Annotated in this window: 12 protein-coding genes; 6 read left to right on the top strand and 6 right to left on the bottom strand. The window is 63.4% G+C overall.

Going from position 1 to position 14,339, the window contains the following annotated elements:
• Positions 1-37: 37 nt before the first annotated feature.
• Both ETC27_RS06800 and ETC27_RS06795 read left to right on the top strand, forming a co-directional pair.
• Positions 38-838 carry a DUF3034 family protein gene (locus ETC27_RS06800; RefSeq protein ID WP_240724836.1) on the top strand — a complete coding sequence of 267 codons (801 nt, stop codon included), beginning with the start codon at positions 38-40 and terminating at the stop codon, positions 836-838.
• Positions 835-1,431, top strand: a complete 597-nt coding sequence (locus ETC27_RS06795) for a group I truncated hemoglobin (protein ID WP_136254261.1) — start codon at positions 835-837, stop codon at positions 1,429-1,431. Before ETC27_RS06800 ends, ETC27_RS06795 begins: the two co-directional genes overlap by 4 nt.
• A gap of 167 nt (positions 1,432-1,598) precedes the next feature.
• Here the strand turns inward: ETC27_RS06795 and ccoM are convergent, their stop codons facing one another.
• The 3 genes from ccoM to rfaH form a co-directional block, all read right to left on the bottom strand.
• Complete coding sequence (gene ccoM / locus ETC27_RS17665; protein WP_276605688.1) at positions 1,599-1,721, bottom strand: cytochrome c oxidase subunit CcoM; 123 nt, start codon at positions 1,719-1,721, stop codon at positions 1,599-1,601.
• 189 nt (positions 1,722-1,910) lie between these two features.
• Entirely contained in the window at positions 1,911-2,417 is a 507-nt protein-coding gene (locus tag ETC27_RS06790) for an FKBP-type peptidyl-prolyl cis-trans isomerase (RefSeq protein ID WP_136254260.1), read from the bottom strand.
• Positions 2,418-2,452: 35 nt separating this feature from the next.
• Positions 2,453-2,995 carry a transcription/translation regulatory transformer protein RfaH gene (gene rfaH / locus ETC27_RS06785; RefSeq protein ID WP_136254259.1) on the bottom strand — a complete coding sequence of 181 codons (543 nt, stop codon included), beginning with the start codon at positions 2,993-2,995 and terminating at the stop codon, positions 2,453-2,455.
• A 252-nt stretch (positions 2,996-3,247) separates the two neighbouring features.
• Here rfaH and ETC27_RS06780 point away from each other — a divergent pair, with 252 nt between their 5' ends.
• A complete protein-coding gene (locus ETC27_RS06780) occupies positions 3,248-4,615 on the top strand; it encodes an AmpG family muropeptide MFS transporter (protein ID WP_136254258.1) in 1,368 nt (455 codons plus the stop codon).
• A 129-nt stretch (positions 4,616-4,744) separates the two neighbouring features.
• Here ETC27_RS06780 and ETC27_RS06775 read toward each other — a convergent pair whose 3' ends face one another.
• Positions 4,745-6,571, bottom strand: coding sequence for an SEC-C domain-containing protein (locus ETC27_RS06775; protein WP_136254257.1), 1,827 nt, complete (start codon positions 6,569-6,571; stop codon positions 4,745-4,747).
• Positions 6,572-6,724: 153 nt separating this feature from the next.
• Complete coding sequence (locus ETC27_RS06770; RefSeq protein WP_136254256.1) at positions 6,725-7,621, bottom strand: homocysteine S-methyltransferase family protein; 897 nt, start codon at positions 7,619-7,621, stop codon at positions 6,725-6,727.
• A gap of 245 nt (positions 7,622-7,866) precedes the next feature.
• Between ETC27_RS06770 and ETC27_RS06765 the strand changes: the two genes are divergently transcribed.
• Positions 7,867-9,804 (top strand): hypothetical protein, encoded by a 1,938-nt coding sequence (locus ETC27_RS06765; protein ID WP_240724835.1) that lies wholly within the window; start codon positions 7,867-7,869, stop codon positions 9,802-9,804.
• Positions 9,805-9,887: 83 nt separating this feature from the next.
• Here ETC27_RS06765 and ETC27_RS06760 read toward each other — a convergent pair whose 3' ends face one another.
• A complete protein-coding gene (locus ETC27_RS06760) occupies positions 9,888-11,135 on the bottom strand; it encodes an ABC1 kinase family protein (RefSeq protein ID WP_136254255.1) in 1,248 nt (415 codons plus the stop codon).
• Between the two features lie 134 nt (positions 11,136-11,269).
• Between ETC27_RS06760 and ETC27_RS06755 the strand changes: the two genes are divergently transcribed.
• Positions 11,270-13,312, top strand: coding sequence for a DNA topoisomerase III (locus ETC27_RS06755; protein WP_136254628.1), 2,043 nt, complete (start codon positions 11,270-11,272; stop codon positions 13,310-13,312).
• Complete coding sequence (locus ETC27_RS06750) at positions 13,309-14,307, top strand: ketopantoate reductase family protein (RefSeq protein ID WP_136254254.1); 999 nt, start codon at positions 13,309-13,311, stop codon at positions 14,305-14,307. Before ETC27_RS06755 ends, ETC27_RS06750 begins: the two co-directional genes overlap by 4 nt.
• The last annotated feature ends 32 nt before the right edge of the window (positions 14,308-14,339 follow it).

The following is a 14,339-nucleotide window of genomic DNA, read 5'->3' as shown; positions in this document are numbered from 1 at the left end:
TATTCCGGCGAGCCTTACGGTTTTGGTCCTTGCAGCATTGCTTAGTGCCCCCGCGGCTCAAGCCGGCAGTCGCCTGCTCGCCACTGGCGGTGTCACACAAATTGAAGGGGCCGCCGGTGGCGGACTCTCCCCCTGGGCGGTGCTTGCCGGTACCGCAAGTGATGGCGAAATCTCAACGACTGCCAGCATCACCCAGGCACAGGTCGATGACTATTCCTTGGGAATGGCCGGCGTTGCGGGCAACTTTTATAATCGCCTGGAGGTGTCGCTAGCCCGTCAGCGCTTTGATCTGGACACCCTTGGCGGTCGGCTTGAGCAGGACATCTTCGGGGCCAAGCTTCGCCTCTACGGTGACCCGCTATATAACACCTGGGGCAGCTGGAGCCTTGGGGTTCAGCGCAAGCGTATGGTCGACGGTGACCTGGCCAACGCCCTTGGCGCCAGGGATACGCAAGGCACCGACATCTATCTTGCCACCAGCAAACTCTGGTTCGCGGCGATGGGTGGTCGCAACCTGCTGACTAACCTGACCCTTCGTTCGACTCGCGCTAATCAAGGAGGACTATTAGGGTTCGGCGGCGATGAAAAATCAGCCCGCTCGCTGGTCGTGGAGGGATCGCTGGGATTGATGCTCGCCCCCAGCTGGGTCGTCGGGGTCGAGTATCGTCAGAAGCCGGATAATCTGGGTGTCGCCGCCGAAAGCCACTGGCGTGATGTCTATGTCGCGCATTTCTTCAACAAGCACGTCTCACTGACCGGAGCCTGGCTTGATCTTGGCGACATTGCTGGCCTTGCCGACCAGCAAGGCGGCTATCTCTCCCTGCAGGTGGCGTTATGACCACATCTTCTCTCATTGCACTTGGCGCTTCTCGTTGCGCCGCCTTACGCCACGCTGTCTTGCGCGGCACCTCTTATCCCGTGACGAGCAAATCGCTCGCCTTGTACATCGCCCTTGCCCTCGGGTTTTCAGTGTTAGGCGGTTGTGCCCACACTCCCCCTCCCCCCGAGGGGGATGCAGGGCAAGAGCGCGCTATCACGGCGGAGGCTGAGACTGAAATACGCCGCGCTGACACAACACTTTATACGGCCCTGGGCGGAAAGCCCGTTATCGACGACGTGGTCAATGACTTTCTCTACCGGATTGCTGATGACGAACGTATCCGTCACTTCTTCGTCAATACGGACATCGATCACTTCCAAGTCACTTTTGCCACCCAGCTGTGCGATATCAGCAACGGCCCCTGTGACTACCAGGGCCCTTCCATGGCTCGCGCGCATCAGCATATGGGACTCACCGAGGTGCATTTCAATGCCATCGTCGAACACCTGCGCGCCGCCCTGATAGAAAAGGGCGTGTCGGCCGGTCCGCGCAACCAATTGCTCGGTCGTCTCGCCCGCCTGCATGATGCGGTCATGCTGCGCCAGCCGTAAGACGAAAAACGAGCAGGCACGCGTGCTTGCTCCCGTGCATTTATCAGCTGCATGTATCAAGTCCAGGCACAAAAAAGCCGGCCCAAAGGCCGGCTACTGGAGGCAATACCTCCTTCCCCTGACGACTCATGTCGCGGCGCCCGGATTCCCTTACCGGAATCCTTGCTTCAGTGCCGATGCTTGTTCTTGCGCCGATGATCGCGAATCACAAAACCGACCCAGCCGATCATGAAGACGATCATCAGCCCAACGGTCCCCAGTCCGAAAACGACTGTTTCATCCCAGTACATGGCCCTTCTCCTGCCGCGACGTGATGGTGTCACTCTAGCGAGCCAGGACAGACAGGGGGTTGACGTAGATCAACTTTCGCCCGGCGCTCTTATGTCGCGTCATCAAGGATTGATCTACATCAGATATCGCGTGCTCAAGAGCACCAGCCGGCCCCTCGAATACTGATGCACGTTGAGCAGAGCCAGGCGTCAAAGCACTTTGCGATCCTCGACCTTGGTATGATCGGTACCTTCTGGCAGAGGATGCCCCTTGGCGAGTTCCGCTCGCGTCGCATCACGCACCGACAGCACCTCCAGCTCATAGGTGAGGGTCTCACCGGCCAGCGGGTGGTTGGTATCGACGGTCACCTGGGTAGCGCCAACCTCGAGTACGCTAACCACCTGAGGTCCATCCTCGCCCGGGGTCTGAAAGCGCATCCCAGGGGCCAGCTCGGCTACCGGGAAGGAACCGCGGCCAACCTGTTGAACCTTGGCCTCGTCGCGCTGGCCATAGGCCTCATCCGGGCCAAGGGTCACCGTCAGCGTATCGCCAGCAGCATAACCCGCTAGGGCTTGCTCTAAGCCGGGCACGATATTGACATGGCCGTGCAGGTAGTCGAGAGGCGTTTCACGGGCACGGGAGTCATCGAGAACCGTGCCAGCGGCATCCAAAAGACGATAGTGGAGGCTAATGACCCGGAGAGGGGCGATTTGCATGGGAATACTCCTTGAACGAGATGCGCCGCCCAAGCTTATTGGGGGCGACGCAGCTGGGAAATGGGGATTTCCAGGCGCTGCTGCTTGTGCAACATGTTGAGCAGCACGATGGCTCGCTCCTCGCCTTTCTGAGATTCAAAGACGGCCTTGAGATCCTGAAAGGGTCCTTCGATGATTTCTACGTTATCGCCGCCGCGAAAGTAGACATTGGCCGTTCCCTCCTCGGACGACACACTGGCATTCTGCCGCAGGATGTCGATCAGGCTATCGGCCACCGCCACCGGCTCGTCACCGAACGTCAGCAGCTTCAGCACCCCCCGGGTCGAGCGGATCGGCCGCCAGTTGCTGGCGATGCGGTCCAGACGAATGAACAGGTAATAGGGAAATAGCGGTTCGGCGACCCAGGTAAGCTTGCCGCGGCGTTTCTTCTGCACCTCGAGCACGGGATGAAAGACATCAAACGCCTGGTTGGCGAGATGTTCGGCAGCACGGAATGACTCCCCTCCCTTGCACTGGATCACATACCAGCGAGCAATGGCATCGGCTTCAGGCCCCTGCTCTTCAATGGCATCACTCATAAGCCTCCCTTCTCCTTGCACGCATCCTTGGCAGCGACTGTCGCACTTGTCACACTTGCCTGGCTCATCGCTCTCGTCACACTGGCATCCTGAGTCTGATGGACCGAGATATCGTACCCAATGGCATGATATCGCCGTCCATAGACAACGATAAGTATTTGATTTTCCATAGTGTCATACGACGTGGTTCGAGCTCATTCTAGCATCGACCTCCGACCGCGTGTACGGCCCCCCCTGATTCGGAGTGTTTCGATGCCCACGTTATCCCCACGCCGTAGCTGGCGCGACGCCTTGACGGTTTACCTGCGCGCGCCGGTCATCACCATGCTGTTCCTGGGGTTTTCCGCCGGCCTGCCATTCCTACTGGTGTTTTCTACACTGTCGGCCTGGATGCGCAGCGACGGCGTCGAGGTGGCGGCCATCGGCTTTTTCGCCTGGATCGGCATCCTCTATTCGATCAAGTTCTTCTGGGCGCCGGTGGTCGATCGTCTGGCGCTGCCGGGCCTGACCCGTTGGCTCGGCCAGCGACGCGGCTGGATGCTGCTGGCCCAGGCGATGATCGCCGCGGGGCTGGTGGGCCTTTCAAGCCTGGCCCCGCAGGAGGATCTGGTCCTGGTGGCGGCCTTCGCCCTGCTGGTGGCGTTTGGCTCGGCCACCCAGGACATCGCCATCGACGCCTTTCGCATCGAATCCGCCCCCGAGGACGTGCAGGCCGCCATGGCCTCGACCTATATCATCGGCTATCGGGGCGGGCTGATTGCCGCGGGTGCAGGCGCCCTTTACGTCGCTTCGCTCATGTCCTGGCAGATGGCCTACCTCGCCATGGCCGCACTGGTCGGTGTCGGCATGCTGACCGTGCTGGTTCGCCCGGAGCCAGAACGGTCGTCACTTTCCGTTCAACTGATCCACGAGCCGCGGGTACGGGCTTTTCTGAGGGTGACCCGCGGTCGTCCCCGTATCCTGCGCCGGCTGGGTGCCTGGGTTATCGGTGCGGTGGTCTGCCCCTTCACCGACTTCTTCTCCCGCCATGGGCGTCAGGCCCTGTGGCTGCTGGTGTTCGTCGGGGTCTTTCGGATCAGCGATCTGGCCATGGCCTCGATGGCCAATCCGCTCTACATCGATCTGGGCTTCTCTCTGGCCACCATTGCCAACGTCACCAACGTTTTCGGCATTGCGATGAGCATCGGCGGCGGGATTCTCGGTGGGCTCCTGGTGGTACGCTACGGCATCGGGCCGATCCTGGTGCTGGGCGCCGTAGCGGCGGCCGTGACCAATCTGCTGTTCGCCTCGCTGGCCCTGGCCGGTGACAGCCTGGCGATGCTGGTGGCCACCATCACCGCCGACAACCTGGCCAATGGCCTGGCCAGCGCCGTCTTCATCGCCTTCCTGTCGAGCCTGACCTCACGGGCCTACACCGCCACCCAATACGCGCTTTTCTCGTCGCTGATGACCCTGCCCGGCAAGTTTCTAAGCGGCTTCGGCGGCATGGTAGTCGCCACCGAGGGCTATCCGACCTTCTTCGTGGTGGCATCGATCCTGGGCCTTCCGGCGATCCTGCTGGCCCTGTGGATCTACCGTCGGTCATCACTGTTCACGCAGCCGATACCCAGCGGTCACTGATGCGCATCGGGCCGCGATAGGAATCGCGGCCCGATGCAGGATCAAATATGGCTAAAGACCTGTCTTGCAGACAAGGGCGCTGTGGCCCAAAGGGTCAGGCGACCAAGGGCCAGCCAAAAGACGCTGGCCTCATGACTTGCCCTCCTGCCACTGTGCCTCGAGCCATTCCAGCGCCCCTTGTGTGTTTGACCATTGGTCGCGCATCAGGGTGCGATATTGCCAGGCCTCGGCGCGACTACCCGGCTCGGGAGCATCTGCCTGGCGTCCGCGCACTTCGCGACCTTGAGGATCACAGAGCATCGCCAGCACGTGGGAATTGAGCTCGCGCACTTCCTTCAACGCCTCACTTGCCTCATCAAAGCGCTCGAGACGGTAAAGCGCCAGCACCCGGCCCATCAGCACACCCAGCAAAGGCGGCGTCTCGTTTGCCTGCAGGCTGACCTCCAGGGCCCGTTTGTTGCGGTTCTCGCGTAGCAGCTGATCAAGCACGAGCTCACGCAATCCCAGAGAATCCTGGGCGTCAAGCGTTAGTAGCCGCTCAGCGAGCTCACGGGACCGCTCACGGGCACCGCGCTCCATCCCTACCACCAGGGCGAGACCGGTACGCAACAGCACCGCATTATCGGCGGCGTCCCATTCGAAGTCGCCCTCTCCTTCGCTCTCGAGCTGGGTCAACCAGCGCTCGAGACGAACCGCCAATGGCTCGAAGAGACTCGGCGCCATCCAGGGCAGGCTGCCAAAGCGGCTGGTCAGCGCCAGGGTCAGCGACTGCACGACCTGCGGGGAATCTAGCCACTCGGGGTGCGCGCACAACTCACCAAGCCATTCACTGGCATAGGGCCAGGGGTCATCCACGAATCCCAGTGCAGCCTCTTCATCGACCAACACTTGGAAGTACTGCTGCCAGGCAGCGAACAGCGTGTCTTGACGAGCCGTTGTATGAAACTCGAGGCCGTTCTCGTTGGTCCGCTTGAACTCGAGGAGCGGGGCTGTCGGCAGCGACTCCAGCAACGCCTGAAGAGATGCCAGCGGGTCAGCCAGGTCTTCCTCGGAATTGACCATCTGCTCGGCAAGGGTAGCGCCAGGATTGTCCGCCAGATCCCCAAGGAACTCGAGCTGTTCGACATCCAGATCGCCTCGACGCGACAGACGGCGGAACCAGAAACGCGCCCGTTCGGCGGCTTCCTCCACATTACCTTCATGAAGCAGCAGCATGGCTTCGATATAGGCCAGGGTCGGCGAATCAGGAAGCGCCTGCTGAGCCCGCACGAAGGCTTCCCGAGCGCTTGCCAGGTCATCATCATCGAGATACATCAGGCATAATCGCTCAAGCGCCACGCCGCGAAGAAAGAGCGGGCCTCGGTCGAGCACGTCATCCAAGAGCGCCGTGCGCTTGCGGTGGAAACCCCGCTCCTGATAGAGATCGATCAGTAATTCAAATGCCGGTTCGGCTTGCTCAGGCAGCCGTTCCCAATCGGCCGTCTTGAACAGTGCCTCGAGAATCTGCTGCGCACGCCCTCGCTGACCACCCTCGGCGGCAATCAATCCGGCCTCAAGCAATGCCTGGGCCGGCGCACGACCTCCGTCCAGCGCCGCCTTCAGGGTGTCGCCCTTCCATTCGCGAAGCGACAACATCCACATCAGGTGATTCGGCACCGGCCCGGGAAAGCTCACGGCCCCACAGCACTGCTTGGTCTTGAGCCCAGAGTCGCACCAGCAGGGTTCATTGCGCCCCGGACGCGCCAAGGGTTCACAGGCAAAATCCAGCCGCTCCAGCGGGGTCTGCGACCACAGTTCAGGGCCTAGCGCCTGGGCCAGGGAGAGTTTGCCGCCGACCAGGGCCGGACCATCTTCGCGCACCCAGGCCATGAAGGACGGGTAATGTTCGTTGTTGCGAATCGCCGTCAGTGCGCCGGAAGCGAAGCCCAGCAATTGTTCCACCCATACCGCCAGCATGTCTTCTCCCTTCACCGAGGCTTTGCGCAGGATAGACCCGCGCTGAGAGCCAGCATGCTATCACGCCGTCCCTGGCCCCTCATCATTGTCGATCCGGCGCGCCTTTCCTGGCGCCACCCAACCGTCGCTCACGGCCCATGTTGTGTGTTTGGTTCAGAGCCGTGTCAGCGTATGCCCACGCTCGACAAGGGCATCGGCGAGACGCGCGATATGCGAAGGCCCCACCTCACAGCAGCCGCCGATGATGTCGATGCCAGCGTCGACCCAGCGAGTCGCTGTGACGGTAAAGGCATGTGGATCGAGGTCGCGGCGTGCCTCGAGAGAGCTGACGGTCCCCCCGGGGGCCAGCCCTTCGATGGAGGTGAAACCATTGGGATAGGCACCAGTCATCCCGGAGAACCCCGTGAGGACATCGAGACTGGCTTCGATGGTCTCGGGTTTGCTGCAGTTGATCAGCAGTGCCTGCACGCCGAGCGTCTCTGCAAGCGCTACCGCTTCTGACAGCGGCTCCTGGCTACGCAACCGGTCAGGCTGCGCATCGTCGAGTGTTACAGCGACCCACACCGGCAGCCCCGTCTCCGAGGCGGCCGTGGCCGCCGTGCGCATCTCATCCAATGAGGCCATCGCCTCGCAGAGCCACAGATCGACGCCCTCACCCGCCGCCACGATGCGGCGATAGCTTGCCAGTGCCGCCTCGCCTGTCGGGGACTGATCGGGACGGTAGCTGGCCACCAGCGGCGGCAAACAACCGGCAATCGCGACATCTTCACCGCAGACCGTCACGGCCTGTTGGGCGAGTTCGAGAGCCCGCCGGTGCAGCATCTCAAGCGACGATGGCTGACCGTCACGGGTCAGGCGTTCCGGCGTTGCGGTATACGTTGCAAGCGTAATCACCCGAGAACCCGCGCGGATAAAATCCTCGTGCAAGCCCTGCACCACATCGGGGAACTCGCTGAGTATATGGGTGGACCAAAGCGGGGTGGGCGGCTCGCCGGCACGACGTACGAGTTCCTGGCCCATGCCGCCGTCCAGCAACACGATCGATGACATACATTGACTCCTGACTCGCAGCTCTATTCGTATCACCTCGCGCCGCCATCCTCGGCGACAGGTCTCAGCAGCCTTTACCGCACTATCGAGGCGACAATCCTGAGCCTGGCGACGCACCAACCAGCGATAAATGGGGGAAGATGCTAACACGCTCATAGCAGGACTGTTGCGCTTGAATGCGGAGTGCTACTGTGTCGTCCGCTGACTCCCCCCGACCTTCTCGTTTGATGCCCACGAGGGCTGCCGTGTTCGTACCCATCCCCTTTCGCCGACGTCGCAAGGACACCTCGCACGAGACCTCTCAGGTCCGCCTCGAGCGCGAGGGCCGAGACGATATCGAGCGCATCACACGTGCCGTGGAGAAGGTTCCCTGGTCGGTCAGCCTGTTGCAGATCCTGTGGACTGCGGGCCCGGTCACGCTGCTCGGCGCCTGGGGCGGCTATCTGCTCGGCTACGGGCGAGCGCCTACCGCCGATAACTATATTTTCTTCATCAGCTACACGGTGATCACCGGCGCAACCGGCATCATCGCCAACCTGGTACATCAATTCACCGGGGCGCGGCGTGCCGAAAAGACGACGGCCAAGATCGAACGCGTCATCAAGGCCTTGCCGGATCTGCTGTTGACTACCCGCGACCTGATTGTCGAACGTCTCGAAGGCGATGCCCGGCGTCGCGAGGCCGCCGCCATGTTGCTGCGCAAGCAGGACCTTTCGCCGGAGGGAGTCGAATTGGCGGCCCTGGAGCTGCTGGATGATCGCGATAGTGCCCGCATCATCAGCCAGATCGACATCTATCGCCGGGTCGGCATGCATGCGCGAATACGCGACATGGTGGCGCTATATGGTGAAACGCTGGAACCGCAGTTCCAGGAACTTGCCTCGCTGGCCCCCGAGGCCACCGACCTGTTACGCGACCGCTTCACCGGCCAGGCGCCAGCGCTGAAGTACGGGGTCTCACGCGATGAGAATTTTATTGAACGCGTGCTGGCAGCCATTGAGCAGGACGATGAGCTCTTGATGACGCTGCAGGATGTCGAGGAGATGCTGATCCTGGCCTTCGAGCTGATCAGCGGTCGCCAGATTCCCATGCTGACCTTCGAGTACAAGGGGCGCTGGAGACTGGCCCAGGCCTTTGATGCCTTGGAGCAGGCCCGCGCTCGCTACCGCATCGCCCAGGCCACTGGCCATTCGCGCCTCAAGGCACTGTCCGCCTATCTCGCCGAGCAGTCGGGCACGCTAGTCGAAGATTCGGCGTCCGGGTTACGCGCCGAGGTGCTGGTCGAACGCTCGCGCCACGCAATGGATGCGCTCGCCGGGGAGGTTCAGCACTTGGCCAAGGCGGTACGCAGCGGTCAGAGCCAGCACCGTCGCGTCCTGGATCATAAGGCCGAGATGCTGGCCAATGCCATACGCCTACTCAAACGGGTATCGGAAGCCTATGAGCAGGTCGGACGCCAGCATGCTCAGTTACTCAAGATGGTCGACCGCTGGGAGCAGATCAGCCATGCCAAGGACAGCGCTGGGGCACGCCTGCAACTGGGCCCGGGGCGGCGTGGCCTGCGCATCCGTGAGCATGTCATCGAACTCGATGACGAAGCCAAGGCCAAGGTCTGCAAGCGGCTCGTCAAGCACCTGGGCAGCAACGAATTCGACCAGCATCGGCGTGCGCCCCACGGTATCGAACGAGAGCGGCGCTTGTCCGTCGGTGTCGAGGTTTCTAAGCGCCTGGCAGTCGAGATCGCACTCGCCCTGGAGCCGCATATCCATTTGTCGCGCCCGGCGGTTCAGCGCGCCATCAACAGCACCAATGCGGCGGATTTCGGCCAGCTTGAACCCAATTTCTCGGCGGCATCCAAGGCCGCGATGGGCGCGGCCATGGTCAAGGAGATAGAAGTCGATCTGTCACGTCCCGCCGAGCAACTGGCGCTGGCATTGGTGCGCCACTATCACGTCGAACTTGAGCCCGAGGCCATCACCTTTCTGGTCGAGCAATATGGGGCTCGGGAGGCCACACTGAACATGCTGTCCAACTACCATGCCAATCACGGCGGCACGGATACGCCGAATGTCAGCTACCTGAGCCAGCGCCCGCCCATCGTCGGCAAGCCCGACCGGGATTGGTACCGCGCCCTGGTGAAAGCACGCCGAGCGCTGGGCATGAAAGGCGGTGAACGACGCTGAGGTAAGCGTCTTTCTATACCAAGCCTCTGTTCTTCGCCCCTAGTCTAGCCCCCTGCTCTAAGACCCCTATGCCACGACATAGGTCAGCCGTGGCGCGCCCACTTAAGCAGCGGGCGAGCTCGCTCGGCCATATTCAGCCGAGCCTGGAGCCGCACCAGATTCCAGTAATGGCCGTTAAGGGTGCGCGACAGCAACAACGTATCCGCCGGCGGCTGCAGGCGATCCATCGCCGCCCACACCCGCGGACTCAGCTCGCGCAGGCGCCGGTGCACCCGCACGTCGCCCAGGTCCTGTTCGCCTGGTGCAAACAAGGGGGCCACGGCCGCGGCGCTATCGCGATACAGGCTCAGCGGGGCCCCTTCGCCCTGGCGGCCTCCCATCGCCAGTAGTGCCGCATCCATGGCCATCGGATCCTCCTCCAGAGTGGCCTCGAGCAGCTTGAGCATCTGCCGCTGCCGCGCCTCAGGCACAGGGATCACCGCCCCCAGGTCATAGATGATCAAACGACCCTCGTCGTCTGCAGCGAAATTGCCGGCGTGAGGGTCGGCATGCAACTCGCCGAAGGTGAAGAGCTCTTCGGTGATCCAATCGGCTAAACGCACCGCCAATGCCTGGCGCCGGGCATCCTCCGCCTGATCCATTTCGCGTAATGGCGTGCCCGGCACGTAGTCCATGGCCAACACTCGGGAGGTGCATAGGGCCTCGATCGGTGCCGGAATGACAATGCCATCGTCATCCGCATAGCGCTTGCGGTAGCGCGCCAGGGACGCCGCCTCGGCTCGGTAGTCGAGCTCGCCTCGCAGACTCTCGGCCAGTTCCTCGAAGAGCGCATCCAGGCGCGCCTGGGGCACCTTGAACCAGCGGCCCAGCCGCATCAGTCTGCGTACCTGGGCCAGGTCACTTTCCAGCACATCGGCGAGGCCCGGATACTGGATCTTGAGTACGACGGTATTGCCGTCATGCGTGGTCGCCCGATGCACCTGGCCCATCGAGGCACTGGCGAAGGGGCGTTCCTCGATCTGTGAAAACGTCGCCTTAAGATCACCATATTCGTCTTCAAGCGTGGTGCGGATCTTCTCCCAGGGCATCGGCTCGGCCTGGCGCTGCAGCCGAGCCAGTTCATCGGCCAGATCCGCAGGAAGCAGGTCGTCCCACTGAGACACAACCTGAGCAAGCTTCATCGCCGGCCCCTTGAGCTCGGAAAGGCCTTCAAAGAGCGCTTCGCCGAGCGAGCGCCAGTCGGTTTCACCACCTAGACGCGTCTTGAGCATCGCGCCCCCGGTTCGAGCGCCGAGGCCAAGAAGACGTCGTGTTCTGCCACGCTCACGCATAATGATACAAACCTTGTACGAATTTCGTGTCAGGTTACACCTAGCGGGCGAGACTGGATACTGGAAGAATGTCCATTACTTTGGCAGTGCGACACGGTGCCATTACCTCCATTCGCCACGCTCACGAGACCCCTATGCGCCTGATCATCGCGGAGAAACCCAGCCTAGCCCGCGCCATCGCCGAGGCCCTGCCCGGCTCGGCTCGGCGCAGCGATGGCGCCCTGACGGTCGGTGATACCACGGTGACCTGGTGTCTGGGGCACCTGCTCGAGCAGGCGCCACCGGATGCCTATGACCCGGCCCTCAAGCAATGGCGACTCGATCACCTGCCCATCCTTCCCGACCCCTGGCGTCTGATGCCCCGCCCCAAGGCGCGTGGCCAACTCGCGGTGGTTCGCCGGCTGCTCAAGGAGGCCGATAGCGTGGTGCATGCGGGCGACCCGGACCGCGAAGGACAGCTGTTGGTCCAGGAGGTACTCGACTATTTGAAATGGCGGGGACCGGTATCACGGCTCTTGGTCAACGACCTCAACCGCCCGGCGGTGGTCAAAGCACTCGAACAACTCGCCGACAACGCCGACTTCCAGGCCCTCTACAGGGCCGCCGAGACCCGTTCGCGAGCCGACTGGCTTTACGGTATCAACCTGACCCGCGCCTGGACCCTGACCGGGCGCCAGGCGGGCCACGATGGCGTGCTGTCGGTGGGGCGGGTACAAACGCCGGTGCTGGGGCTGGTGGTTCGCCGCGACGCCGAGATCGCCGCTTTCACACCGCGGCCTTTCCATGTGCTGTGGGTCGACCTAGCCGTCGAGCACGGCAATCTGCGGGCCTGGTGGCAACCAGGCGAGCATCACCCGCTGGATGATCAGGGACGCCTGCTCGAGCGCCCCCCCGCCGAGGCACTGGCGGCGCGTCTGCCCGACAGCCAGGGCACGCTCACCTCGCTGACGGCCAAGAAGAGCCGCCAGGCCGCCCCGCTGCCCTACTCCCTGTCGGCGCTGCAGGTCGACGCGGCGCGTCGCTACAAGCTCTCGGCCAAGGCGGTGCTCGATACCTGCCAGAGCCTATACGAGCGCCATAAGCTGATCACCTACCCGCGCTCGGACTGCCGCTACCTGCCCGCCGCGCACCATGGCCCATCGCGACAGTCGCTGACCAGCGCCTGTCAGGGCGATGCCACCCTGGGGCCCTGGCTCGCCGGCGCCGATTTTTCCCTGCGCTCCAAGGCCTACAACGACGCCAAGGTCAGCGCCCATCACGCCCTGGCACCCACCGGCACCCGCCCCGACTTCTCGCGGCTATCCGCGACCGAAGCCAACGTCTTTCGGCTGATCGCCCGCAACGTGCTGGCGCAGTTCTATCCGCCGCTCGAAACCCGTGAGGTCAAGGCCGAGTTCACCATCCTCGAGGAGCGCTTTCGCGCCCAGGGCCGGGAGATCCTCGCCCCGGGCTGGAAGCCGCTGTTCACCACTCGCGACGAGGCACCGCCGCTGCCGCCCTTGCGGGAAGGCGAGTCAGCCCGGGTACAGGAGGTCGGCGTCGAGGATCGTGAGACTCGCCCACCCGAGCCCTTCAACGATGCCAGCCTGATCAAGGCGATGATGAACATCGCCCGCTACGTCGAGGACCCGGCGGTCAAGCGCACCCTGCGCGACTCCGATGGCCTGGGCACCGAGGCGACGCGCGCCGGCATTATCGAGACCCTGCTCGATCGTGGCTATCTGGTGCGAAAGCAACAGGCCTTGCGCGCCACCCAGACGGGGCATGCTTTGATCAACGCGCTGCCCGAAGCGGTCAGCCGCGCTGAGCGAACTGCCCTCTGGGAACAGCGTCTGACCGATATCGCCGAGGCCGGAAGCGATCCATCACCGTTTCTCGCCGGTCTGGTCGAAGACCTGCGCGGGCTGCTCGGTGCGGCCGATGCCGGGCGTATGCGCCAGGCCCTGAGTGACTCACGCGGCGTGGCCCCCGCCGCACCGAGCGCGACCACGTCGCGGCGCAAGCCACGCGGGCAAGGCGCGAGCAAAGGCTCCACCACCAAGCGCGCCTCGGCCAAGCGCACATCGGCCAAGGGCGCATCAACCAGAAGCGCCTCCAGCAAGCCGACCGGCAGCACTGGCGCCGCGAGCAAGACCAGCCGCTCGACGCGACGCGGCAAGAAGACGGACGACGCATGAGCCCGATAACGCAAAACCCCTCTCACCAGCGCCTCGCCCACGCGCCAGGACGGCCAGCGCACGGTCACTGGATCCTCGGCCCGGGTGCCGTGGGTCGACTCTTGGCCATGCGACTGGCAGATTCGGTGCCGGTGACCCTGATCGGGCGACGCCCGCCGCCGGTTCGTCTGACCCTGACCACCCCCGAAGGCGAACGCGAGACCCGGGAGCTGCCGGGCGCCACCCTCGAGAGCCTGCCACCGACACCGCCCACGATGCTCCACCTGACCACCAAGGCATACGGCGTCGAGGCGGCCATCGCAGCACTGGCCGACCGGCTGCCGGCCGAGACGCCACTGGTGCTGTGGCAAAACGGCTTCAGCGTTCAGGAGGCCCTGACTCGAACCTGGCCTGGGCCGGTGCTCTGTGCCAGCACCACCGAGGGCGCCTTCGTGGACGATACGCCGGCAGATGCTGGCGATAGGGCTGGAGATAGGGTTGGTGATAGGGATCAGGGCATCATCCACGCCGGCCACGGCCGTACCGTTATCGGTCACCTCGAAGGCGCCTACCCGGCGCTTGCCACGACGCTGGCCGGCATTCTGAGTGCGGCGGAACTGCCCTGCGAGGCGGTCGAGGACATCCGCGTCAGGCTGTGGCACAAGCTTGCGGTCAATGCCGCCATCAATCCGCTGGTAGCACGCTTTCGGATCCGCAACGGCCAGCTCAGGGATCGTCCCTTCCAACCGATGGTCGAGGCGCTGGTGGCGGAGCTTGCCGCGATCATGGCCGCCGAGAACATCCCCTCGCCCGCCGGCGGCTGGTCGGATCGGGTATGGGACGTGGTGGAAAACACTGCCAACAATCGCGCCTCGATGTTGCAAGACGTGCTCGCAGGGCGACCCACCGAGATTGATGCCATCCTCGGGCCGTTGATCGAGGCTGCTCGACGGCATGGGCTGGCCGTCCCGGCCCTGGCGTCGAACTATCGCGCCATGTGCCCTCCCGCCTCATGAGCGGTGACAACAGGCGGTGAGGGAAGCGCACG

Source organism: Onishia niordana (assembly GCF_004798965.1).
Taxonomy (GTDB): Bacteria; Pseudomonadota; Gammaproteobacteria; order Pseudomonadales; family Halomonadaceae; genus Onishia; species Onishia niordana.
Note: the sequence above shows the minus strand (reverse complement) of the source record. Positions and strands in the feature narration are given on the sequence as shown.